This window comes from Amycolatopsis sp. NPDC049159, from assembly GCF_040648295.1.
Classification (GTDB): Bacteria; Actinomycetota; Actinomycetes; order Mycobacteriales; family Pseudonocardiaceae; genus Amycolatopsis; species Amycolatopsis pretoriensis_A.
The window spans coordinates 1-23,776 of sequence record NZ_JBEZDL010000035.1 but is presented as its reverse complement, the minus strand read 5'-3'; the positions used below and the strand labels follow the sequence as shown (position 1 = coordinate 23,776).

Below are 23,776 nucleotides of genomic sequence, written 5' to 3'. Positions count from 1 at the left end.
GAGTGAACGACGATGGACAACGAGGAAAAGCTCCGCTACTTCCTCAAGCGGGTCACGGCCGATCTTCAGGACACCCGCCGGCGGCTCCAGGAAGCCCGGACGCACGAACCGATCGCGATCGTCGGCCTCGGCTGCCGGTTCCCCGGCGGCGTCCGGACCCCCGCGCAGCTGTGGGACCTGGTCGACGGCGGGCACGACGCGATCTCCGGGTTCCCGGAGGACCGCGGCTGGGAACTGGGCTCGTTGTACGACCCGGACCCCGAGGCACCCGGGACGTCGTACGTGCGCGAGGGCGGTTTCCTCGACGGCGTCGCGGACTTCGACGCGGGCTTCTTCGGCATCTCGCCACGTGAGGCGCTGGCCATGGACCCGCAGCAGCGGCTCCTGCTGGAAACGTCGTGGGAGGCCTTCGAACACGCGGGGATCCGGCCGCCGTCCTTGAAGGGCAGCCGGACGGGTGTCTTCGTCGGCTCCAACGGCCAGGACTACGGCACCCTCATGCTCAGCGCCGCCGAGGCCCTCGAAGGGCACCTCGCCACGAGCAACGCGGCGAGTGTCCTTTCCGGACGCGTCGCGTACGCGTTCGGGCTGGAGGGACCGACGCTGACCGTCGATACGGCGTGCTCGTCGTCGCTGGTCGCACTGCACTTGGCGGTGCAGGCGCTGCGGCAGGGGGAGTGCGACCTCGCGCTCGCCGGTGGCGTGACCGTGCTGCCGACGCCGGGTTCGTTCATCGCGTTCAGCCGGCTGCGCGGCCTGGCCGCCGACGGCCGGTGCAAGGCGTTCGCCGAAGCCGCCGACGGCACCTCGTGGGGCGAGGGTAGCGGCATGGTCGTGGTGGAACGGCTTTCCGACGCGCGCCGGCACGGCCACCCGGTGCTGGCGATCGTCCGGGGTTCGGCGGTGAACTCCGACGGCGCGTCGAACGGCCTGACCGCGCCGAACGGCCCGTCGCAGCAGCGGGTCATCCGGGCCGCGCTGGCCGACGCCGGGTTGTCCACTTCGGACGTCGACGCGGTCGAGGCGCACGGCACCGGCACGACGTTGGGCGACCCGATCGAGGCCCAGGCGCTGCTCGCGACCTACGGTAAGGACCGGGAAGCGCCGCTGTGGCTGGGTTCGGTGAAGTCCAACATCGGCCACACGCAGGCCGCCGCCGGGGTCGCCGGGGTCATCAAGATGGTCATGGCCCTGCGCCACGGCGTTCTCCCGCGGACCCTGCACGTCGACGAGCTGTCGTCCCGGGTGGACTGGTCGGCCGGTGCGGTGGAGGTGCTCACCGAACGCCGTGAGTGGCCGTCGGACCGGCCGCGCCGGGCCGCGGTGTCGGCGTTCGGCATGAGCGGCACCAACGTGCACACGATCTTGGAGGAAGCGCCGGACGAGGACCGTCCGGCCGCCGGGGCCGACGAGCCCGGGCGAGTCGTGCCCTGGGTGCTCTCGGCCCGGTCGGCCGAGGCGCTGCGCGCCCAGGCCGCCGCGCTCGCCGGCGTCGACGGGCCGGTCGGCGACATCGGGCTCTCGCTGGCGACGACGCGGTCCGCGTTCGACCACCGCGCGGTGGTCGTCGGTGACCGGGACGGCCTGGCCGAAGGACTCGCCGCGCTGGCCGAAGATCTTCCCGCTCCGGCCGTCGTCAAGGGGACGGCCGCCGCGGGCAAGGTCGCGATGGTGTTCCCCGGCCAGGGTTCCCAGTGGGCCGGGATGGCCGTGGAGCTCCTGGCCGGGTCGCCGGTGTTCGCCGCCCGGATGGCCGAGTGCGCGACGGCGCTGTCGTCCTTTGTGGACTGGTCGCTGACCGGCGCCATCCGTGACTCCGCGATGCTGGAGCGGGTCGACGTCGTGCAGCCCGCGCTGTTCGCCGTGATGGTTTCGCTGGCGGAACTCTGGCGTTCCCACGGTGTCGAGCCGGCCGCGGTCGTCGGGCACTCGCAGGGCGAGATCGCGGCCGCGGTCGTGTCGGGCGCCTTGTCCCTCGAGGACGGTGCTCGCGTGGTCGCGTTGCGCAGCCAGGCGATCCTGGAGCTGGCCGGGCGGGGCGGCATGGTCTCGGTCGCCGGATCCGCCGACGCGGTGACGGCCCGGATCGCGCCGTGGGGCGAGCGGCTGTCGGTCGCCGCGATCAACGGGCCCGCCGCGGTCGTCGTCTCCGGGGAGCCGGCCGCGCTCGACGAACTGATGGCCACCTGCGCCGCCGACGACGTCCGCGCGAAGCGGATCCCGGTGGACTACGCCTCGCATTCGCCGCAGGTGGAACGGATCCGTGAGCGCCTCCTCGAGGTCTTGGCCCCGGTCCGGCCGGTGCGGGCCACGACCGGCTTCTTCTCGACGGTCACCGGCGACTGGCTCGACGGCACCGAACTGGACGCCGAATACTGGTACACCAACCTCCGCCGTCCGGTCCGGCTCGACACCGCCGTGACCGCGTTGACGGGCCAGGGATTCCGGACCTTCGTCGAGGCTTCGCCGCACCCCGTGCTGACCATGGCGATCGGCGACGGCGCCCTCGGCACCCTGCGTCGCGGGGAAGGCGGGCTCGCCCGGTTCCACACGTCGCTGGCCGAAGCCTGGGTGCACGGCGTCGACGTCCGCTGGGAAGACGCCTTCCCCGGCGCCGTGCGCACCGAACTGCCCACGTACGCGTTCCAGCACGAACGGTACTGGCCGCGGCTGGTCGCGGTCGGCGACGCGGGCGGCCTCGGGCTGACCGCGGCGGAGCACCCGCTGCTCGGCGCCGTCGTCGGGCTCGCGGACTCGGGCGGCGCGGTGCTCACCGGCAAGCTTTCGCTGCACAGCCTGCCCTGGCTGGCCGACCACCGCGTCGGCGGCGAAGTCCTGTTGCCGGGCACGGCGTTCGTCGAACTCGCGATCCGCGCCGGCGACCAGGTCGGCCGCCGCACGCTGGACGAACTCACCCTCGAAACCCCCTTGGTGCTGCCCGCCCGGGGCGGGGTGCACCTCCAGGTTTCGGTGCGGGACGACGGCGAACTCGCGATCTTCTCCCGCCCGGACGAGTTCACGCCGTGGACCCGCCACGCCACCGGCCTCCTCACCGAAGCGCCACTTTCCCGTGAAAGCTCCGCTTCGGAGTGGCCGCCGGCGGGGGCCGAGCGCGCCGAGGTGGCGGGCTTCTACCCGGCCATGGCGGCGACCGGCGTCGACTACGGCCCGGCGTTCCGCGGCCTGCGTGCCGTGTGGACGCGGGGGAGCGAAGTCTTCGCCGAGGTCGAGCTGCCCGAGGCCCTGCGCGCCGAGGCGGCCCGGTTCGGCCTGCACCCGGCGCTGCTCGACGCCGCCCTGCACGCCGCCGGCTTCGGCGCGTTGTCCGCGACGGGGGACGGGCCGAAGCTGCCGTTCGCCTGGAGCGGCGTCTCGCTGGCCGCGTCCGGCGCGACGGTCCTGCGCGTGACGTTGACGCCGGGGTCCGGCGACGCCGTCGCGCTGGAGCTGGCCGACGAAACCGGCGCCCCGGTCGGGACGGTCCGGTCGCTGACCCTGCGCACACCCGCCAAGGCGGAGCCCACCCGCGACGCGCTCTTCGAAGTCACCTGGCCTGAGCTGCCGGTCACCGAGCTGACCAGCGAGTTCACCGTGTTCCGCGTCCCGGACGGCTCGGTGCGGAAGACGACCACGGCGGTCCTCGCGCGGCTCCAGGAATCCCTCGCATCCGAAGAACTGCTGGTCATCGCGACCTCGGGCGCGGTCTCGGTCGACGGCGAAGACGTGCCGAACCTCGCCGCCGCGGCCGTCACCGGCCTGGTGCGCTCGGCCCAGGCCGAGAACCCCGGCCGGTTCGTGCTGCTCGACGCCGGCGAGATCCCGGCGGAACTGCCCGTCGGGGAACCCCAGCTCGCCTTGCGCGCGGGGAAGTGGCACGTCCCGCGGCTGGCCCGGGCGTCCACTTCGGACACCACGCCCGCGTGGGGCGACGACGCGGTGCTGATCACCGGCGCGTCCGGTCTGCTCGGCGGCTTGGTCGCCCGGCACCTCGTCACCGAGCACGGCGTCCGGGAGCTGCTTCTGCTGTCCCGCCGCGGTTCCCTCCCGGAACTCGTCGCCGAGCTGGCCGGACTCGGGGCCACCGCGACCGCGATCGCCTGCGACGTCGCCGATCGCGCGCAGCTGGCGGCGGTCCTCGGCGAGCACCGTGTTTCGGCGGTTGTGCACGCGGCCGGCGTCCTCGACGACGGCGTCGTCGAATCCCTTACGCCGGAACGCCTGGATGCGGTCCTGCGGCCCAAGGCCGACGCGGCCCTCAACCTCCACGAACTCACTTCGGGGCTGTCCGCCTTCGTCTTGTTCTCCTCCTTCGCCGCCACCATGGGCGGCGCGGGGCAGGCCAACTACGCGGCCGCGAACGCCTACCTCGACGCGCTCGCGCAGCACCGCCGCGCCCACGGCCTGCCCGCGGTCGCACTGGCTTGGGGCCTGTGGGCCGAGGCCAGTTCGATGACCGGGCACCTCGCCGAGGGCGACCTGCAGCGCATGGCGGGCGCGGGCATGACCCCGCTGGACAGCGCTTTCGGGCTGGCGCTGTTCGACCGGGCGGTCGCCGCGGACCGGGCCGTGCTCGCGCCGGTCCGGCTGGAACTCGCCGCTTTGCGCCGCCAGCCGGTGACGCCTGCGCTGCTCCACGGCCTGTTGCCGCCCTTGCGCCGTCAAGCCGCGGCGGCGGTCGCGAAGTCGTCGTTCGCCGACCGGCTCGCCGGGCTCGGCGCCGACGACCGGACCCGCCAGGTCCTCGAACTCGTCCGCGGCCTGGTCGCGGGCGTGCTCGGCTACGCCTCGGCGGCCGCCGTCGAGCCCGCGCGGGCGTTCAAGGAACTCGGGTTCGACTCGCTGACCGCGCTGGAACTGCGCAACCGGCTCGCCGCCGAAACCGGCCTGCGGCTGCCGGCCACGCTCGTCTTCGACCACCCGAACCCGCAGGCGCTCACCAAATACGTCGTCGAGCGGGTGTCCGGGGAGACGGCGCAGGTCGTGGTGCGGGAGCGCCGGGTGGACGGCGACCCGATCGTCGTCGTCGGCATCGGCTGCCGCTACCCGGGCGGCGTCCGCGGTCCCGAAGACCTGTGGGACCTGGTCGCCGCGGGCCGCGACGCCGTCGCCGGCCTGCCGGACGACCGCGGCTGGGACCTCGACGCGCTCTACGACCCGGATCCCGACCACCCCGGCACCAGCTACGCCAAGGAAGGCGCTTTCCTCTACGACGCCGCCGACTTCGACGCGGGCTTCTTCGGCATCTCGCCGCGCGAGGCGCTGGCCATGGACCCGCAGCAGCGGCTCCTGCTGGAGACGTCGTGGGAGGCGCTCGAACGCGCGGGGATCGACCCGGAAACGTTGCGCGGCAGCCGGACCGGCGTGTTCACCGGCGTGATGTACTCCGATTACGCGTCCCGCCCGCTCGCCGTTCCCGAGGGCGTCGACGGCTTCCTCGGCACCGGCAGCTCGGCGAGCGTGGTGTCCGGGCGCATCGCCTACGCGCTCGGACTGGAAGGCCCGGCGCTCACCGTGGACACCGCCTGCTCGTCGTCGCTGGTGGCGTTGCACCTGGCGTGCCAGTCGCTGCGCCAGGGGGAGTGCGACCTCGCGCTGGCCGGCGGCGTCACGGTGCTTTCGACGCCGGGGGTGTTCATCGACTTCAGCCGCCAGCGCGGCCTCGCCGCGGACGGCCGGTGCAAGTCCTTCGCCGACGCCGCCGACGGCACCGGCTGGGGTGAAGGTGCCGGAATCCTCGCCGTGGAACGGCTGTCCGACGCCCGGCGCAACGGTCACCCGGTGCTCGCGGTGGTCCGCGGCACGGCGGTGAACTCCGACGGCGCGTCGAACGGCCTGACCGCCCCGAACGGCCCGTCGCAGCAGCGGGTCATCCGCGCCGCACTGGCCGGAGCCGGACTGCGACCGTCCGAAGTGGACGTCGTGGAAGGGCACGGCACCGGCACGACCCTCGGCGACCCGATCGAGGCGCAGGCGATCCTGGCGACCTACGGCCAGGACCGTTCGACGCCGTTGTGGCTGGGCTCCCTGAAGTCCAACATCGGCCACACCCAGGCGGCGGCCGGCGTCGGCGGGGTCATCAAGATGATCATGGCGATGCGTCACGGTGTCCTCCCGCCGACGCTGCACGTGGACACGCCGTCGTCCCATGTGGACTGGACGTCGGGCGCGGTGGAGCTGCTGACCGAAGCCCGCGAGTGGATGTCCGATCGGCCGCGGCGGGCCGGGGTGTCCTCGTTCGGCGTCAGCGGGACCAACGCGCACGCGATCCTCGAGCAGGCTCCTGCTTCGCCGCCGGCCGTTCCCGAACGCGGCGAGACCGGGTTGCTGCCGTGGGTGTTGTCCGGGCGGAGCGAAGCCGCGCTGCGGGCGCAGGCCGCTCAGCTGCTGGACGTCGCCGGGCACCCGGCCGATGTCGGGTTGTCCCTGGTTTCCTCGCGGAGCCGGTTCGCGCACCGGGCAGTGGTTCACGGCACCAGTCGTGAAGAGCTTTCGGCCGGGCTGGCCGCACTGGCGGACGGCCGATCGGCCCCGAACGTCGTCACCGGCCGCGAACGCCCTGGCCGCCTGGCCGCGCTGTTCACCGGCCAAGGCGCCCAGCGAGTCGGCATGGGCGGCGGTCTCTACGCCCGCTTCCCCGCTTACGCCGAAGCTTTCGATGCCGTCCTCGCGCACCTTCCTGACGTGCGCGAAGCCTTCGACGACGCCGAGTTGCTCAACCGCACGGAGTTCACGCAGCCCGCCCTGTTCGCGATCGAGGTGGCGCTGTTCCGGTTGGCCGAGTCCTTCGGCATCCGCCCGGACTTCGTGGCCGGCCACTCGATCGGCGAGATTTCGGCTGCCCACGTGGCCGGGGTCCTGTCCCTCGAAGACGCCTGCCGCCTGGTCACGGCCCGCGCCTCCCTGATGCAGGCCCTGCCCACCGGCGGCGCCATGGTCTCCATCGCGGCCCCCGAGTCCGAGATCGTCTTGACCGAAGGCGTGTCCATCGCTGCGGTGAACGGCCCCGAGTCGGTGGTCATCTCCGGCGACGAAGCCGCGGTCCTCGCGATCGCCGCGCAGTTCCCCAAGACCAAGCGCCTGACGGTGAGTCACGCGTTCCACTCGCCGCTGATGGACCCCATGCTGGACGAGTTCCGCGCGGTCGCCGAGACGCTCACCTACCACCCGGCGGCAATACCGGTGATCTCGAATGTGAGCGGTGCTCTCGCCGAGCCGTTCACCGCCGACTACTGGGTCCGTCATGTACGTGAGGCAGTCCGCTTCGCCGACGCCGTCCGCACCCTCGAAACCGAAGGCGTGACGACGTTCCTGGAGCTGGGTCCCGACGGCGTACTCAGCACGATGACCAGGGAAACGCTCGGCGGGGGCTGCGTCGCGATCCCGGTGTTGCGGCGTGACCGGGACGAGGAGAGAGCACTGCTCACAGCGTTGAGCACTGCTCACGTCCACGGTGCGGAGGTCGGCTGGGCGCCGTTCTTCGCCGGTGCCGCCCGGGTCGACCTGCCCACCTATGCGTTCCAGCGCAGCCGGTACTGGCTCGACATGGTGCTGCCGGAGACAGCGGCATCGGGGACAGCGGTGCCGGGAACGATGGCACCCGACGCGGGCGACGCGCCGGAGATCGAGCCGATCACCGGGCGCCTGGCGGACCTCCCGGCCGCCGACCGGCCCGGGTGGCTGCTCGACTGGGTCCGGGCGGAGGTTGCGGCGACGCTCGGGCACCCGTCCGTCGACGCCGTCGAGCCGGAATCCGCGTTCGCCGAGCTGGGGTTCACCTCGCTCGGCGTCGTCGAGCTGCGCAACCGGATCAGCGCGGCGACCGGGCTCGAACTGCCCGCCGCGCTCGTCTGGGACTACCCGACCGTCGCCGAGCTGACCGACCACCTGCTGGCCAACGTCGCCCTGACCACGTCGGACGCCGGTGGCTCACTGGGCACCCTGCTCCGGACGGCCCGGGAAACCGGCCGCACCGCGGAGTTCCGGACGTTCCTCGCCACGGCCTCGCAGTTCCTGCCGGCGGCACCGTGGACCCCGCGGCTCCGGCGCGTGACGACGGGCGCGTCCCGGCCGCTGCTGTTCGCGGTCGGCACGCTCACCGGCTCGACGAGCTGGTGCGAAGAGGTCACCACGCGGTTCGACGGCGTCCGCGAGGCGTGGCTGCTGCCCGCGCCCGGGTTCGACGGCGAGACCCCCGCACCGGCCGACCTGGGCGCCCTGGTCGCGACGGCGGCCGAGGCGATCCGCGAGCAGGCGGCCGGCGAGCCGTTCGTCGTGCTCGGGTCCGGATCGGGCGCGCTGCTCGCCGCCGCGGTGGCGGACGCGGCCGGCGCGACCGGCGTCGTGCTCGCCGACCCGGCGGAGGTCGAGTTCGACGAGCTGCCGGCGACCGTCACGGACGCCGAGCTCACGACCGTCGGCGCCTACCTGCGGCTGTTCGACGCGGCGGTCGCCGAGCCGCGGGTGCCGACGCTGACGCTGAAGACGGGGGAGGACGTCGCCGACGCGGCCCGGCAGTTGCACGCCTGGCTGGTGGAGGAGCTGCCCGCGTCGTGCCGGTGACCGGGAAAATGGAGTGTCATATCTGATGTTTCATGCGCCACGACTTGACGAGTCGATTGGAAGGATCCTTAACTAGCCGGAGGTCGCCCTACTCACCTCCGGGAGCACGCATGTCCTCACTTCGGCGCACCGCGAGCGCGGCCGCCGCGCTGGCGATCGCGGCAAGCGGTTTCGTCCTGGGTTCACCCCCGGCGTCGGCGCTCGAAAACGGGCTGCTGCGGACACCGCCGATGGGGTTCAACAACTGGAACTCGACGCAGTGCCGCCCCGAGTTCGGCGAGGCGATGATCAAGGGCATCGCCGACATCTTCGTCAGCAAGGGTCTCAAGGACGCCGGCTACACCTACGTCAACATCGACGACTGCTGGGCGCTGCCGTCGCGGAACCCGGCGGGTGACCTCGTCCCCGACCCCGCGCGCTTTCCCCACGGCATCAAGGCACTCGCCGACTACGTGCACGGCAAGGGCCTGAAGTTCGGCATCTACACCAGCGCCGGGACGAAGACGTGCAACACCGCCGGCTTCCCCGGCGCGCTGGGTCACGAGCAGCAGGACGCGAACCTCTTCGCCTCCTGGGGCGTCGACTACCTGAAGTACGACAACTGCAACAACCAGGGTGCCGACGCGCAGCAGCGGTACAAGGCGATGCGGGACGCGCTCGCGAAGTCCGGGCGCGCGATCGCCTATTCGATCTGCGAGTGGGGTCAGAACAAGCCGTGGACGTGGGCGGCGCCGGTCGGGAACCTGTGGCGCACCACCGGCGACATCTCCGACAAGTGGTCGAGCATGATCGGCAAGGCGCAGACCAACCGCGGGCTCGCGCAGTACGCCGGCCCCGGGCACTGGAACGACCCCGACATGCTGGAGGTCGGCAACGGCGGCATGACCGCGGCCGAGTACCGCACGCACTTCAGCCTGTGGGCGATGATGGCGGCGCCGCTGCTCATCGGCAGCGACCTGCGGAAGGCGTCGGCCGACAGTTTCGCGATCCTGGAGAACACCGACGTGATCGCGCTCGACCAGGATCCGCTGGGCAAGCAGGCGACCGTGCTGAGTGCGAACGGCGGGCTCGTCGTCTACAGCAAGGTGCTCGCCAACGGCGATCGGGCGGTGGCGCTGTCCAACGAGACGGCGGCGACGGCGACGATCGGCACGACCGCGTCCGCGACCGGCATCGGCGGCGTGTCTTCGTACACGCTGAAAGACCTGTGGAGCAAGGCGGTCCGGACCACCACGGGCACGATCAGCGCGTCGGTGCCCTCGCACGCGACGGTGCTGTACCGCGTGTCGTCCCGGAGTTCCCGTTATGAAGCCGAATCCGCGACCCTTTCGGCCGGCGGCACGGTGGACGCGAACCACGCGGGCTTCTCGGGAACGGGCTTCGCGAACGGCGCCAACGCGGTGGGCAGCTACGTCGAGTGGCAGGTGAGCGGACCGGCGTCGACGCTCGCGGTCGGCTACGCGAACGGCACGACGACGGCGCGCCCGGTCGACATCGCGGTGGACGGCGCGGTGGTGGCCACCGGCGTCCCGTTCTCGCCGACCGGCGCCTGGACGACGTGGAGCACGGTCGCCCGTCCGGTGACTCTCACGGCGGGCGCGCACACCGTACGGCTCACCGCAACCACCGCAGACGGCCCGGCGAACCTGGATTATCTGGACATTTCGCAGTAGCCTTTTCGTATGGGGTACGAGATCAATGGCCGGTGAGGTGACGACGCCCCTGCTGCCGTGCGGGGACGTCGACGAGATCGCGGAGTTCTACGCGATGCTGGGGTTCGAGCGGACGTACCGGCAGCTCCGCCCGAACCCGTACGTCGCGCTGCGGCGCGAGGACCTGCACCTGCACTTCTTCGGGATGCCGGGCTTCGATCCGGAGCAGTCCTACGGCACCTGCCTGGTGCAGGTCCCCGACCTCGGCGCGTTGTTCGACGCGTTCGCCGCCGGGATGCGCGCGATGCACGGGAAACTGCTGGTCAAGGGGATTCCGCGGATGACGCGGCCGCGCGTGCGCAAGAACATGGGGGGCCTGACCGGCTTCAGCGTGGTCGACCCCGGCGGCAACTGGATCCGGATCGTCTCGCGCGAGCAGGCGTCGCTCGCGACCACGAAGCTCGGCCGGGCGCTGGAGAACGCCGTCGTCCAGGGCGACTCCCGCGGCGACGTCGCCCAAGCCGTGAAGATCCTTTCGGCCGCCCTCGAACGCGAGCGGGCGAGGGCCTCGGCCGCCGACGTCGCCGCGGCCGAGGCCTACTTGGCCGAGCTGCGGGAGTCGTAAGCCGCCCGGGCCTGCTCGACCTCGTCGAGGTGGGGTGACCACTCGGCGAGGCTGGCGAACAGCGGGCCCAGGCTGCGGCCCAGCTCGCTGATCTCGTACTCCACCCGTGGCGGGACTTCGGCGTGGTAGGTGCGCACGACGAGACCGTCGCGCTCCAGCTGTCGCAGCCGCTGGGTGAGCACCTTCGGCGTGATGGTGGCGATCCGGCGCTCGAGTTCGACGAACCGCTGCCGGCCGGATTCGTTGAGGGCCCACAGGATCGGCGTGGTCCACCGGCTGAACACGATGTCCACGACCGGCGCGATCGGGCAGGCCAGCTCGGGTGTGGTCCTGGTCACTTTTCGGGCCTCCAGCCATTACTTTCCTCTAGGTACCTACTATACCGGCGAATGTAGCGTCGTTCCCATGATCGTGGTTATGGGAGCAACGGGAAATGTCGGAGCCCCGCTGGTGCGCCAGCTGGCGGAGGCCGGAGAAGAAGTGACGGCGGTGTCCCGCCGGATCGCCGACGCGCCACCGGGAGTGGTTGTCCGGCAGGGAGATCTGGCTTCGCCACCGGAATTCGAGGACGCGTCGGCGGTGTTCCTGATGGTGCCGCCGGGGTTCCAGGGTTCGCTGGAGCCGGTGCTGGCCCGGACCGGGTCCGCCCGCGTGGTGCTGCTTTCGTCGCAGGGCGTCGGAACCGGACGGCACCCGGCGGTGTTCGAAGACGCCGTACGGGCGTCGAGTCCGGAGTGGACGATCCTGCGTCCGGCCGGGTTCGCGTCGAACGCGTTCCAGTGGGCGGAAAGCGTGCGCACTTCACGTGCGATCGCGGCACCGTTCGGCGACGTCGCCCTGCCGGTGATCGACCCGGAGGACATCGCGGCGGTCGCGGCGGCGGCGCTGGTTTCCCCATCGCACGCGGGAAAGACGTACGTCCTGACCGGCCCGGCTCCGGTGTCCCCGCGCGAGCAGGCGGCGGCCATCGGCGAGGCGGTCGGGGAGCCGGTGCGGTTCGTCCCGCAGACGCGCGCCGAGGCACTCGCCGCGATGCTGAACTTCATGCCGGCGGAGGTGGCGGAGTCCACACTGGACATCCTGGGCGCACCGGCGCCGTCGGAGCAGCGGGTGAGCCCGGACGTGGAACGGATCCTGGGCCGCCCGCCGCGTCCGTTCGCGGCGTGGGCCGCGCGTTTCGCGGGAGCGTTCAAGTGACGACACTGGCCTATCAGGAGCAAGGCAGCGGAGCGCCGCTGGTGTTCCTGCACGGCAACCCGACGTCGTCCCGCTTGTGGCGCACCGTGATGCCGTCCTTGCCGGGCCGTCGCCTGGCGCCGGACCTGATCGGGATGGGTGACTCACCGAGGCCGGACATCGAGTACACGTTCGACGACCACGCGCGCCACCTCGACGACTGGTTCGACGCCCTGGCGCTGGACGACGTGGTCCTGATCGGCCACGACTGGGGTGGCGCGCTGGCGGCGGACTGGGCGTCCCGCCACCCTTCGCGGGTCCGGGCGCTGGCGTTCACGGAAGCGGTGCTGAAGCCGATGTCGTGGGCGGAGTTCCCGCCCGCGGGGGCCGAGGTGTTCCGCGCTCTCAAGACGCCGGGGGTGGGCGAGTCGATGATCGGCGGCTTCCTGCCCCCGGAGTACGCGTCCCAGGACCTTCGCCCGGTGCTGCAGTGGACCCGGTCGATGCCGCTGGGCGGCGAGCCGGCGTCGGTGGTGTCGCGGATCGAGGCGTTCGACCGCTGGCTTTCGTCGTCCGCCCTGCCCAAGTTGCTGGTGACGTTCGAGCCGGGCTTCGGCACGATGCTGACGCCGTCGATGGTCGAGTGGTTTTCCGCGAACTTCGCGTCGCTGGAGGTGGTGCACCGCCCGGAGAAGGCAGGGCACCACACCCCGGAGGACCAACCGGAAGCCCTGGCGGCGGTGGCGGCGGAGTGGCTGGAGAGGATCAGCGGAGCCACAGCCCGCTGACGTACGGCTGCGGCGCGACGGCGACACACCCCCACCGGGGAGTTCCCACCCACCCCAGGCCCGGCCAAGCCGGGGCACACCTGCCAACGGGAACCGAAGGCACCGTGGGGGTCCGGGGGCTCGGCCCCCGGGCAACACCCGGATTCCGGGGGAAGTCCGCGCGCTCCGCGGACACACCCCACCCACGGAATCCGGTCGGGATGACAGGATTTGAACCTGCGACCCTTCGCTCCCAAAGCGAATGCGCTACCAAGCTGCGCCACATCCCGGCACACCCCCAGGGGGGTGTGCGGTCAGCCTAGCGCGTCACGCTAAGCTGGCCTCGCACCCGGGTACCTCGGGGGCACGCGGGTGTAGCTCAATGGTAGAGCCCTAGTCTTCCAAACTAGCTACGCGGGTTCGATTCCCGTCACCCGCTCCACTCTCGTAGGAGGCGGCGTCGCGGGCTGAAGCGGCGTCGGCCTCCAGGGATGCCGCGATCACGTCCAGCAGCTTGTCGGTGTCCACCGGCTTCGTGATGTAGTCGTCCGCTCCGCTGGCCAGCGTCCTGGCCCGGTCCTCCGCGGTGGCCTTGGCCGTCACGGCGATCACCGGGAGGTCGGCGTTGGCCGCTTCCGCTCGGATCGCCGCGATCGTCGCGTTGCCGTCGAGCTCCGGCATCATCACGTCCATCAGGACCAGGGCCGTGTCCTCGTTGCGCTCCAGGGCCCGGATGCCGTCCACGCCCGTCTCCGCGTAGATGACCTCCAGGCCGGCCTGTTCCAGGACCGCGGCCAGTGCGAACACGTTGCGCAGGTCGTCGTCGACGATCAGGACCTTCTCGCCGTGGAAGCGCTTGGGCGTGACGTCGGGGGCCGCGACCAGGACCGTGCTCGGGACCGGGGGGAGGCGGGGGGAGGACAGGGCCGTGACCGCCGGGTCGACCAGGTTGGCCGCCGCCACCGGGAGGTAGAGGGTGAACGTCGAGCCGACGCCCGGTTCGCTCACCACGCGCAGCTCGCCGCCCAGGAGCTCGGTCAGCTGCTGGCTGATGTTCAGGCCCAGGCCCGTGCCGCCGTACTTGCGGCTCGTCGTGCCGTCCGCCTGGCGGAACGCCTCGAAGATGACCGCCAGCTTCTCCTCCGGGATCCCTATCCCGGTGTCCTCGACCGCGAACGCGATGATGCCCGGCGCGTTGCGCAGCGCCTCCTGCTCGACCTCCGCCGGGTCGGCCGCGCGGATGTGCAGGCGGACGCCGCCCTCGTCGGTGAACTTCGCCGCGTTCGAGAGCAGGTTGCGGAGGATCTGCTGGAGGCGGTGCTCGTCGGTGTGGACGCTGCCCGGCACCGGCGGGTCGATGTGGACGGCGAACTCCAGGCCCTTGTCCGCGGTCAGCGGCCGGCACAGGGACTCGACGTAGTCCACCAGCTCCGGCAGCGTGATGTCGGACATCTGCATGTCCAGCCGGCCCGCTTCGACCTTGGCCAGGTCGAGGATGTCGTTGATCAGCTGCTGCAGGTCGGACCCGGCCGCGTAGATCGTCTTCGCGAACTGGATCTGCTTCTCCGTCAGGTTCCCTTCCGGGTTCTCCGAGAGCAGCTTCGCCAGGATCAACGCGCTGTTCAGCGGCGTCCGCAGCTCGTGCGACATGTTCGCCATGAACTCGGTCTTGTACTGCGACGCCACCGTCAGCTGCCCGGCGCGCTCCTCCAGCTCCTGGCGTGCCTGCTCGATCTCGCTGTTCTTGACCTCGATGTCGCGGTTCTGCTGGGCCAGCAGCGCGGCCTTCTCGGCCAGCTCCGTGTTGGACCGCCGCAGCTCGCCCTGCTGGGCCTGCAGCTGCTCCGACCGCGCCCGCAGCTCCTGCGCCAGCCGCTGCGACTCGGTCAGCAGCGCTTCCGTGCGCGAGTTCGACAGGATCGTGTTCACGTTGACGCCGATGGTGTGCCGCAGCTGCTCCAGCAGGTCCTGGTGGACCGTGCTGAACTCGTTGACCGAGGCCAGCTCCAGCACGCCGAGCACCTCGCCCTGGAACAGCACCGGCAGCACGATCAGGTTCACCGGCGCGGCCGAGCCGAGGCCGGACGAGATCAGCGCGTACTCCGGCGGTGCGTTGTGGACCAGGATGGTGCGCTGGTCGACCGCGGCCTGGCCGATCAGCGACTCGCCGATCCCGAAGCGCAGGCCGGCGCGGGACTGCGCGAGCCCGTAGGCCGCGATGCACTCCAGCACCGTGCCGTCGCGGTCGTCGTCGCGGGCCAGGAAGAACGCGCCCTGCTGGGCGCGGACCAGCGGGGCCAGCTCGGACAGGATCAGCGCGGCGACCGAAGCCAGGTCGCGGTGGCCCTGCATCCGCCCCGACAGCTGCGCGAGGTTCGTCTTCAGCCAGTCCTGCTCGCGGTTGGTCCTCGTCGTCTCCTTGAGGTTCGCGATCATCTGGTTGATGTTGTCCTTGAGGTCCGCGACCTCGCCGGACGCGTCGACCGTGATGTGCCGGGTCAGGTCGCCCGCCGTCACCGCGGTCGCCACCTGCGCGATCGCGCGGACCTGCGTGGTCAGGTTCCCGGCCAGCTGGTTCACGCTCTCGGTGAGCCGCTGCCAGGTGCCCGACACGCCGCCGACCTCGGCCTGGCCGCCGAGCTTGCCCTCGGTGCCGACCTCGCGCGCCACGCGCGTGACCTCGGAGGCGAACGCCGAGAGCTGGTCGACCATCGTGTTCATCGTGGTCTTGAGCTCGAGGATCTCGCCGCGGGCGTCGACGTCGATCTTCTTCGTCAGGTCGCCCTTCGCGACCGCGGTGGTCACCTGCGAGATGTTGCGCACCTGGCTGGTCAGGTTGTGCGCCATGAAGTTGACGTTCTCGGTCAGGTCCTTCCAGGTCCCGGCCACGCCGGGGACCCGCGCCTGACCGCCGAGGATGCCTTCGGTGCCGACCTCGCGCGAGACGCGGGTGACCTCGTCGGCGAACGCGCGCAGCGTCTCGACCATGCCGTTCAGCGTCTCGGCCAGCGCCGCGACCTCGCCCTGGGCGACGATCGAGATCTTCTTCGACAGGTCGCCGTTGGCCACGCCGGTCGCGACCGTGGCGATGCTGCGCACCTGGTCGGTCAGGTTGGTGGCCATGACGTTGACGTTGTCGGTCAGGTCCTTCCACGTCCCGGCGACGCCGCGGACGGTGGCCTGGCCGCCGAGGATGCCTTCGGTGCCGACTTCGCGGGCGACGCGGGTGACTTCGTCGGCGAAGGCGGAGAGCTGGTCGACCATGGTGTTGAGCGTGGTCTTGAGTTCGAGGATCTCGCCGCGCGCGTCGACGGTGATCTTCTGCGTCAGGTCGCCCTTCGCGACCGCCGACGTCACCGTGGCGATGTTCCGGACCTGGTCGGTCAGGTTGTTCGCCATGAAGTTGACGTTGTCGGTGAGGTCCTTCCAGGTGCCCGCGACCCCGGGCACGGTGGCCTGGCCGCCGAGCTTGCCCTCGGTGCCGACTTCGCGGGCGACGCGGGTGACCTCGTCGGCGAAGGCGGAGAGCTGGTCGACCATCGTGTTGAGCGTGGTCTTGAGTTCGAGGATCTCGCCCCGGGCGTCGACCGCGATCTTCTGCGTCAGGTCGCCCCGCGCGACGGCGGTCGCGACCTGGGCGATGTTGCGCACCTGGGTGGTCAGGTTGTTCGCCATGAAGTTCACCGACCCGGTCAGGTCGCGCCAGGTGCCGGCGACCCCCGGGACCTGCGCCTGCCCGCCCAGCTGGCCCTCGGTACCCACTTCGCGCGCGACGCGGGTGACCTCGTCGGCGAAGGCGGAGAGCTGGTCGACCATCGTGTTCATGGTCGTCTTGAGCTCGAGGATCTCGCCTCGGGCGTCGACGGTGATCTTCTGCGTCAGGTCGCCCCGCGCCACGGCCGTGGTCACGTGCGAGATGTTGCGGACCTGGTCGGTCAGGTTGTCGGCCATGCCGTTGACCGAGTCGGTGAGGCTGCGCCACGTCCCGGCCGCGCCCGCCACCTCCGCCTGGCCGCCCAGCTTGCCCTCGGAGCCCACCTCGCGCGCGACACGGGTGACTTCGCCGGCGAACGCCGAAAGCTGGTCGACCATCGTGTTCAGCGTGTTCTTCAGCTGCAGGATCTCGCCGCGGGCGTCGACGTCGATCTTCTTCGTCAGGTCGCCGTTGGCCACCGCGGTCGCCACCTGCGAGATCCCGCGGACCTGGTCGGTCAGGTTGTCGGCCATCTGGTTGACCGAGTCGGTGAGGTCGCGCCACGTCCCGGCGACGCCCGCGACCTGGGCCTGGCCGCCGAGCTTGCCGTCCGAGCCGACCTCGCGGGAGACGCGGGTGACCTCGTCGGCGAACGACGAGAGCTGGTCGACCATGGTGTTGATGGTGTTCTTGAGCTCGAGGATCTCGCCGCGGGCGTCGACGTTGATCTTCTGGGTCAGGTCGCCGCGCGCGACGGCGGTGGTGACCTGCGCGATGTTGCGGACCTGCTCGGTGAGGTTGTCGGCCATGAAGTTGACCGAGTCGGTCAGGTCGCGCCAGGTGCCGGACACGCCCGGGACGACCGCCTGGCCACCGAGACGTCCCTCACCCGCGATTTCGCGGGAGAGCCTCGTCACTTCGACGGCGAAGCGCGACAGCTGCGCGATGAGGCCGTTGACGGTCTTGGCGAGGGTCGCGTATGCGCCCTGCAGCGGCCGGCCGTCCAGCGTGAGGGTCATCGGCTGGGACAGGTCGCCGTCCGCGACGCCGCCGAGCACGCGCTCCAGCTCGATCGCCGGCCGCGTGAGGTCCTCGACCAGGCCGTTGACGGCTTCGACGGCGGTGTTCCAGCCGCCGGGGCCGACCTGGCCCTCCAGCCGTTCGAGCAGCCTGCCTTCCTGGCCGACCGCCGTCCGCACCCGCAGCAGTTCGCTGACCAGCCGCTGGTTGCGCTCGGCGATGTCGTTGAACGCCACCGCGAGCTGCGCCGAGATGCCGTCGCCGTGCGGCACGAGCCGCCGCCGGAAGTTGCCGTCCCCGAGATCCCGGACCGCCACGAGCAGCCGTTCCAGCGCGGCCGCTTCGCTCTGGGATTCCGTTGTCATGTGTGCCGACCCTCTCCACCACGCATGCGCCAGCCATGGTCGTCGACCCAGCGTGCCATGATTCGCCCTACACTTCGAGCCAGTCCGCCCACCACGCGGTAGCCGTGCGACAGCAGTCCGGAGGCAGGAGGTCCGTGCATGGTGTCACGTCCGGCCCCGGCGTCGGCGGCCCTGCCGTCGATCGCCGGTGAGGACGGGCCGCCGGGCTTCGACGCCTTCGGGCGGGCCGTCCTCGAAGACGTGCGCGACGCGGTGTTCGTCCAGGACGCCGACGGGGAGCTGCGCTGGGCGAACCCGGCGGCACGCACGCTGACCGGCGGCGCCGAGCCGCGGCTGCACCCGATCGCCGAGACCTCGGGCCACGTAGAGGTGGCCGGCCACCGGCGTCCGGCGCGCATCAGAGCCCTCCCGGGCGGCTGGCACGCCTGGACCGTTCAGGCGGAGGACGTCCCGCAGCGGCACGTCGGCGACTTCCTGGCCGAGGCCGGGCCCCGGCTGGCCGGGGCGCGCGGGCGCCACGGCACCGCGCGGGTGATCGCCGAGCTGGCCGCGTCCGCGCTGGCCGAAACCGTCTTCGTACTGCTCCCGACCACTCGCGGCCGGTGGGAGTGGTGGAGCTGTGAGGGCCCGGCCGCGCAGGGCCACGGCCGGATCCGGCGGGTCCCCGCCCAGGTCGCGCCGGTGCTGGCGGCCACCTTCGGCGCCCTCGGCCGTCCCCAGCTCGCGCCCGTGCCCGCGCCGGAGGTGGCGACGCTCCCGTCGGTCGTCGCCGACCGGTTCGCCGGCCACGCCGACGTCTCGGTCGTCTCGCTCGGGCCGAGCGCGGGCGCCGGCGTCACCGGTGCCCTGCTGCTGGGCCGGCGCGCCGACCCCGAGTTCGGCACCGACCAGACCCGCGCGGTGGTCGAGTTCGCCAAGGCGGCCGGGACGGCGCTGGCCAACGCCCAGCGCTACGCCCGCCAGGAAGAGGCCACCCGCGGCCTGGAGACGACGCTGCGCCCGATCGACCCGCCGGAGCTCGAGGGCACCCGGTTCGAGACCTGGTACGAGCCGGCGGGCGGGGTGCTCGCGGTCGGCGGCGACTTCTACGACGTCCTCCCGCACGACGACGGCAGCGCGTTCCTGGTGCTCGGCGACGTCTGCGGCAAGGGCCCGGAGGCCGCGGCGCTGACCGGCCGGGTCCGGCACGCGCTGACCGCGCTGGCCATGGTCGAACGCGACGGCCGCACGCTGCTGCGGCTGCTCAACGAGCTGCTCATCGCCGGCGGCAGCAGCCGCTTCGCCACCCTCGTGCTCGGCACCGCGCGCCCGGCGGACGGCGGCGTCGAGCTGACGCTGGCCTCCGGCGGGCACCCGGCGCCGCTGATCATCCGCCGCTCGGGCGTGGTCGAGGAGGTCACCGTCCCCGGCACGCTGGTCGGCATCTCGCCGCAGGCCCGGTTCGCCGAGGCGGGCGTGCGGCTGGAGCGCGGCGAGATGTGCCTGCTCTACACCGACGGCATCACCGAGGCCCGCAACCGCCACGACCCCACGGAGCTCTTCGGCGACGACCGGCTGCGCGCGGTGCTCACGGCCGCGGCGGGGGAGCCGGCCCGCGAGGTCGTGCGGCGGCTGCGGCAGGCCGTCCGGGACTGGCTCGGCAGCTCGGCCCACGACGACATCGCCGTGCTGGCCATCGAGTGCCCCGAATGAGCTCCTCTGCGTTGGGGGTTCCGGGTGGCGGAGCCCCCGGCCCGGGGCGGAGCCCCGGCTGTCACAGTCCTTTGTGGACCGGGTTTGGCCGCACGCGGAGGGGGTAATTCCCCGTGCATCGATCCCGATGACAGGAGTCTCATGGCGAACGCACTGAACGGACGCCGCGTCGCGATCCTGGCGGCGGACGGCGTCGAGCAGGTCGAACTCGAAAAGCCGCGCCAGGCCGTCCTCGACGAGGGTGCGACGGTCGAGCTGGTGTCCCTCGACACCGGCGAGATCCAGGCGATGAACGGCGACATCGACAAGGGCGACCGCTTCCCCGTCGACCGGAAGGTCGCCGACGTCCGCGTCGACGATTTCGACGCGCTGTTGCTGCCCGGCGGCACGATGAACCCGGACAACCTCCGCATCGACCCGGACGCGGTCCGCTTCGCCGGCGATTTCGTCCGGGCCGGCAAGCCGGTCGGGGTGATCTGCCACGGTCCGTGGACGCTCGTCGAAGCGGATGTCGTACGAGGGCGCCGGCTGACGTCGTACCCGAGTATTCGCACCGACCTGCGTAACGCCGGCGCCACCGTCGTCGACGAAGAAGTGGTGGTCGACAACGGCCTGGTGTCCAGCCGGAACCCGGACGACCTGCCGGCGTTCTGCCGCGAGGTCGTGCGCTCGTTCGCGGGCTGAGTCCTTTGTAGACGTTCACCCGGACGCGCGTGTTAAGTCCCGCTTAAATTTGTTGGCATTCGGTGCCCTGGCGGAGGACGCTGAGGGTGTGACGAGGATCGCCCGGCGAGAGGAGGTGGACGCGATGACGGTGCAGGCAAGGCGCTACGGCCGCTGGTGCCGCGAGCACTTCGACGCGATCGCCCCCGTGGGCGTTCCGGTACCCCGCGGCGCCGACCCCGCCGACCCGGCCCGGCCGGTCAGCGAGCCGGAGCCGGCGCAACCGGTGGCCGAACAGCCGCAGGGCTGACGACGGACGTGAAGAAGGCCTCCCCGGTCGAGCCGGGGAGGCCTTCTTCACGTCCGGGTCAGCGGTAGCTGCGCCGGTACCAGACCCGGCGCGGCCCCGGCGCGCCGATGCGCGTGATGACGTCGGTCAGGATCGCCCCGATGACCAGCCAGATCACCGCCGCGAGACCGTCGTTGAGGAACGTCGCCAGCTTCTCCGAATCCGGCGTGAACAGGTTGCGCAGGCCCAGCGAGACGCCGGCCGACCACTCGCTGATCAGGTGCGCGAAGCCGTTCGCCGAGTTGGCCTCGCCCAGCACCAGCACGATGTGCACGGCCAGGACCAGCGCGAACACCGCGCACACGAGGTGGATCAGGGCGTTGACCGTGCGGACGACCCGGATCCGCGGATGGGTCCGCTCGACGACTTCTTCCGTCGTGGCCGGTTCGTAGCGCGGTTCGTACGGCTCCTGGGGCGGGGGATACGGCATCGTCGCCGTCCTTTCGACTGTCCGATGTGGACGTATCTGGGCGTACGGTAGCGCCGGGGGAATACCCGTCACCCGGACGGGTAAACCGCACGTTCCTCAAACTTCCGAAAAATGCGTCATGTTAGGGTTGTTTAGGGGACTCAAGGAGGGTCATGGCGCAGGACGTCTTCTCCGTCGAGCAGGTCGCCGCGAAGCTCGGCCTGCACGTCCGGACGGTGCGGAACTACGTGCGGGACGGGCGGCTGAAGGCGGTCCGGATCGGCAAGCAGTACCGGATCGCCGCCGACGACCTCGAGGCGTTCACCGGGCTGCCGGTCGCCGAGCGGGCCGGGGCGGCGCGGACGGCCGAGCTGTCGGGCGTCGTCGAGCTGGGCGGCATCGACCGGGCCGGCGCGGACCGGCTCTCGACCATGGTCGTGGCCTCGGTCAACGGCCCGCGGGACGGCGGTGAGCGGCCCCTGCGCGTGGAGACCATCCACGACGAAGGCCGCGCCACGATGAAGATCATCGTGCTCGGTGACCTCGCCGCGGGCGCCGACCTGCTGCGGTGGGTGGCGTCGATCGCCGAAAACCTGACCTGATCTCCCGGCCGCCGCGCGCTGAGCCGCGCGTGGGAATCCCGGGCGGGGCGGGCAACCCGGCCCCGTGCGGGACGTCCACGTGATCATGAGAATCCCGGCGCTGCTGGCGTCCGTCCTCGCTCTCCTGGCACTTCCCGTCCTCCCCGCGTCGGCGGAAACCGCGGTACCGGCGGGGTTCCGGCCCGCGTCGACGAGCTGGACCGGCCCGGACACCGGGTACGTCCTCGGGTATTCGCCGTGCGCGAAGAGCTGGTGCCCGGCGCTGGTGGGCACGACCGACGGCGGCACGCACTGGCGGCGGCTGGGTGCGCCGGCGATGCCGTTGCCGGACAACCACAACCACGTCGCGCTCACGTTCGTCTCCGCCCGCGTCGCGTACGTCAGCGACGGCGTCCACGTCCGCACCACCCGGGACGGCGGCGCGACCTGGCACCCGGTCGGCCTCATCGGCGCGCGCGAGCCGTACTACCTCTCGAAGATCACCGAAACCGGCGGGCGGGTGTTCGCCGTGCTCACGGCCTACGGCGAGGGCCGCGGCTCGACGCGGCTGTACTCCGCCGTCGCCGGCTCGCCGGTGCTGGCCGGAGTGCCCGGGTTCGCGGCCACCGGCGCGCTGACTTACGGCGACCTCTCCGCCGGCGGTGGGCTCCAGGTCGCGCTCGGCGCGGACTACGGCACGGAGGAGTACTGGACCTCGCGCGACGGCGTCCGCTTCACCCGGGCCGAGCCGCCCTGCCCCGCGGGGTCGGTCGCTTCGCTCGCCGGGGTCCGGGACCGGCAGGTCGTGGCGCTGTGCAGCAGCAGTCCCGGGTCGCCGCAGCCCGGCTCGACCGAGCGGCGGCTGCGGCACGCCCCGCAGCTCGGCGGGGCGTTCAGCGGGAGCGACGAGGCGCCGTACACCGGGATCACGCAGGGGTTCGCCGCCGCTTCGCCGGCCACCGCGACGGTCGCGGCGGTGGGCGGTGGCGTCGGGTTCCTGCACCGCACGGCCGACGGCGGCCGCACCTGGACGACGACGGCGTTGTCCGAACGCGGCCTCGGGCTGGCCGATCTCGACTTCCCCGGCCGCGGCACGGGAGTCGTCGTGGACGGTCAGCCGGATGCCGCGGGCGGTTCGGCCGTGTACCGCACCACGGACGGCGGAATCTCCTGGCGCGAACTGCGTTGGGGGTCATAGTCCCTGGCAGGTAAGGCCCTTCGCCCTGGTTCACACTGTGAACGGCATGTCGTAGGCTGAGCACTGTCCGTTGCCGGACACGGTGAGCGAAGCCCGGGCAGGGGCGCCGTCCACCGCGGTGCAGAGTGGGAGATCAGCCGATGACGCCTGGCGACCTGCGGTCCGGAACCGGGGGCGGCGCCGCCGCGCTCGATTTCAGCAAGGCGAGCCTGGCCCGGTTGTCCGACGCGCTGCTCGGCGGCCACGACCACTACGAGGTCGACCGCGAAGCGATGCGGCGCCTGCTGGCGATCGCGCCCGGCGCCCGCACGATGGCGAAGGAACACCGCGACTGGCTGGTGCGCGCGGTGCGGTTCCTGGCCGGAAAGCGCGGCATCGACCAGTTCCTCGACCTGGGTTCCGGCATGCCGACCGCGGAAAACACCCACCAGGTGGCGCAGCGGTACAACCCGGACGCGCAGGTGGTGTACGTCGACAACGACCCGGTGGTGCAGGTGCACGGGCGGGCGCTGCTCGAGGAGAACTACCTGACCCACGTGACGGGCGCCGACCTGACCCGCCCGGCCGACACCCTCGCCGACGACGTCGTCAAGGAGTACCTCGACTTCTCCCGGCCGGTGGCGCTGATGCTGACGTCGATCATCCACCACATCGACGACTACGAACGCGCGAAGAAGATCGTCGCGGAGTACGTGAAGGCGCTGGCGCCGGGGTCGTACCTGCTGCTCACGCACCACTTCGACCCGGAAGAGGACTCGCCGCGGCAGGAACTCGCGCGGCTGCTGGAGACGAGCTTCCAGGGCACCGGGCTGGGCAGCGTGTACCGCACGCGGGAGCAGATCACGGCGTTCTTCGACGGCACCGAACTGCTTCGCCCGGGGCTGGTCTACCTGCACGAATGGTGGCCCGACGGCCCGCGCCTGCACCCGCTCAGCGAGCTGAACTTCCTGACCCTGGGCGGAGTCGCCCGCAAGCAGTGACACCCCCAGGTCGTGAGTGTTCAGGCGGGTTGGAACCCGCCTGAAC

Annotated in this window: 14 protein-coding genes and 2 tRNA genes; 12 read left to right on the top strand and 4 right to left on the bottom strand. The window is 71.9% G+C overall.

The window, feature by feature from the left end; genetic code table 11:
• The first annotated feature begins 12 nt into the window (after nt 1-12).
• From AB0B33_RS42830 to AB0B33_RS42820, 3 genes are all read left to right on the top strand, one after another.
• Nucleotides 13-8,559 (top strand): SDR family NAD(P)-dependent oxidoreductase, encoded by an 8,547-nt coding sequence (locus AB0B33_RS42830; protein ID WP_360782820.1) that lies wholly within the window; start codon nt 13-15, stop codon nt 8,557-8,559.
• A 110-nt stretch (nt 8,560-8,669) separates the two neighbouring features.
• Complete coding sequence (locus AB0B33_RS42825) at nt 8,670-10,232, top strand: carbohydrate-binding protein (RefSeq protein ID WP_360782817.1); 1,563 nt, start codon at nt 8,670-8,672, stop codon at nt 10,230-10,232.
• A gap of 25 nt (nt 10,233-10,257) precedes the next feature.
• Nucleotides 10,258-10,836: a hypothetical protein gene (locus tag AB0B33_RS42820; protein ID WP_360782814.1), complete on the top strand. Its 579-nt coding sequence runs from the start codon at nt 10,258-10,260 to the stop codon at nt 10,834-10,836.
• Here the strand turns inward: AB0B33_RS42820 and AB0B33_RS42815 are convergent.
• Nucleotides 10,809-11,174 (bottom strand): helix-turn-helix domain-containing protein, encoded by a 366-nt coding sequence (locus tag AB0B33_RS42815; RefSeq protein ID WP_360782812.1) that lies wholly within the window; start codon nt 11,172-11,174, stop codon nt 10,809-10,811. The two genes, AB0B33_RS42820 and AB0B33_RS42815, sit on opposite strands and share 28 nt — an antisense overlap.
• A 67-nt stretch (nt 11,175-11,241) precedes the next feature.
• On the opposite strand from AB0B33_RS42815, the gene AB0B33_RS42810 reads away from it, so the two are divergent.
• Nucleotides 11,242-12,033: an NAD(P)H-binding protein gene (locus AB0B33_RS42810; RefSeq protein ID WP_360782809.1), complete on the top strand. Its 792-nt coding sequence runs from the start codon at nt 11,242-11,244 to the stop codon at nt 12,031-12,033.
• Nucleotides 12,030-12,800 carry an alpha/beta fold hydrolase gene (locus AB0B33_RS42805; protein ID WP_360782807.1) on the top strand — a complete coding sequence of 257 codons (771 nt, stop codon included), beginning with the start codon at nt 12,030-12,032 and terminating at the stop codon, nt 12,798-12,800. The genes AB0B33_RS42810 and AB0B33_RS42805 overlap by 4 nt, the downstream gene beginning before the upstream one ends.
• 195 nt (nt 12,801-12,995) lie before the next feature.
• On the opposite strand, the gene AB0B33_RS42800 is transcribed toward AB0B33_RS42805, so the two are convergent.
• Nucleotides 12,996-13,069, bottom strand: a tRNA-Pro gene (locus tag AB0B33_RS42800).
• A gap of 78 nt (nt 13,070-13,147) precedes the next feature.
• Here AB0B33_RS42800 and AB0B33_RS42795 point away from each other — a divergent pair.
• Nucleotides 13,148-13,221, top strand: a tRNA-Gly gene (locus tag AB0B33_RS42795).
• Here AB0B33_RS42795 and AB0B33_RS42790 read toward each other — a convergent pair.
• A complete protein-coding gene (locus tag AB0B33_RS42790; protein ID WP_360782834.1) occupies nt 13,173-17,858 on the bottom strand; it encodes a HAMP domain-containing protein in 4,686 nt (1,561 codons plus the stop codon). The genes AB0B33_RS42795 and AB0B33_RS42790 overlap by 49 nt on opposite strands.
• Nucleotides 17,859-17,996: 138 nt before the next feature.
• Here AB0B33_RS42790 and AB0B33_RS42785 point away from each other — a divergent pair, with 138 nt between their 5' ends.
• The 3 genes from AB0B33_RS42785 to AB0B33_RS42775 all read left to right on the top strand — a co-directional run bounded on the left by AB0B33_RS42785 (nt 17,997) and on the right by AB0B33_RS42775 (nt 20,523).
• Nucleotides 17,997-19,550, top strand: a complete 1,554-nt coding sequence (locus AB0B33_RS42785) for a SpoIIE family protein phosphatase (RefSeq protein ID WP_247020504.1) — start codon at nt 17,997-17,999, stop codon at nt 19,548-19,550.
• A 141-nt stretch (nt 19,551-19,691) separates the two neighbouring features.
• Nucleotides 19,692-20,234, top strand: a complete 543-nt coding sequence (locus AB0B33_RS42780) for a type 1 glutamine amidotransferase domain-containing protein (RefSeq protein ID WP_247020506.1) — start codon at nt 19,692-19,694, stop codon at nt 20,232-20,234.
• 88 nt (nt 20,235-20,322) lie between these two features.
• On the top strand, nt 20,323-20,523 hold the full coding sequence (locus AB0B33_RS42775) for a hypothetical protein (RefSeq protein ID WP_360782802.1): 201 nt from the start codon (nt 20,323-20,325) through the stop codon (nt 20,521-20,523).
• Between the two features lie 58 nt (nt 20,524-20,581).
• On the opposite strand, the gene AB0B33_RS42770 is transcribed toward AB0B33_RS42775, so the two are convergent.
• Entirely contained in the window at nt 20,582-20,992 is a 411-nt protein-coding gene (locus tag AB0B33_RS42770) for a hypothetical protein (protein WP_247020510.1), read from the bottom strand.
• Nucleotides 20,993-21,144: 152 nt separating this feature from the next.
• On the opposite strand from AB0B33_RS42770, the gene AB0B33_RS42765 reads away from it, so the two are divergent.
• The 3 genes from AB0B33_RS42765 to AB0B33_RS42755 all read left to right on the top strand — a co-directional run bounded on the left by AB0B33_RS42765 (nt 21,145) and on the right by AB0B33_RS42755 (nt 23,730).
• Complete coding sequence (locus AB0B33_RS42765; protein ID WP_360782798.1) at nt 21,145-21,573, top strand: helix-turn-helix domain-containing protein; 429 nt, start codon at nt 21,145-21,147, stop codon at nt 21,571-21,573.
• Nucleotides 21,574-21,652: 79 nt separating this feature from the next.
• Nucleotides 21,653-22,750: a hypothetical protein gene (locus tag AB0B33_RS42760; RefSeq protein WP_360782795.1), complete on the top strand. Its 1,098-nt coding sequence runs from the start codon at nt 21,653-21,655 to the stop codon at nt 22,748-22,750.
• Between the two features lie 140 nt (nt 22,751-22,890).
• Nucleotides 22,891-23,730 carry an SAM-dependent methyltransferase gene (locus AB0B33_RS42755; protein ID WP_360782792.1) on the top strand — a complete coding sequence of 280 codons (840 nt, stop codon included), beginning with the start codon at nt 22,891-22,893 and terminating at the stop codon, nt 23,728-23,730.
• The last annotated feature ends 46 nt before the right edge of the window (nt 23,731-23,776 follow it).